The organism is Thioclava sp. SK-1, from assembly GCF_001705665.1.
Classification (GTDB): Bacteria; Pseudomonadota; Alphaproteobacteria; order Rhodobacterales; family Rhodobacteraceae; genus Thioclava.
The window spans coordinates 1-424 of the sequence record NZ_MDHA01000071.1; the positions used below are offsets into that span (position 1 = coordinate 1).

General features: G+C 66.7%; 1 protein-coding gene. It reads left to right on the forward strand.

The genetic code is table 11. The features are described 5' to 3' along the window. Nucleotides 1-424: aldehyde dehydrogenase family protein (locus BFP70_RS17530; protein ID WP_141693254.1), on the forward strand; the 424-nt coding region annotated here is incomplete at both ends.

Here is a 424-nt window from a genome sequence, read left to right on the forward strand (position 1 = left end):
TTCGCCAACCATATCCGCAGCGGCGATTATCTGGACCGGCGCTATGACAGCGCGCTGCCCGATCGTGCGCCGCTGCCGCGCCCCGATCTGCGTATGATGCAGCGCCCGATCGGGCCGGTGGCGGTGTTTGGCGCGTCGAATTTTCCACTGGCGTTTTCCACGGCGGGCGGGGATACGGCGGCGGCGCTGGCGGCGGGCTGCCCGGTGGTGGTGAAGGGCCATTCGGCCCATCCCGGCACTGGCGAAATCGTGGCGCAGGCGGTTGCTGCCGCGGTAGAGAAATGCGGCCTGCATAAGGGTGTGTTCAGCCTGATCCAGGGCGGCAAACGCGATGTTGGCACCGCGCTTGTGCAGCATCCTTTGATCAAGGCGGTGGGGTTCACCGGCTCTTTGGGTGGGGGGCGCGCGCTGTTCGATCTATGCG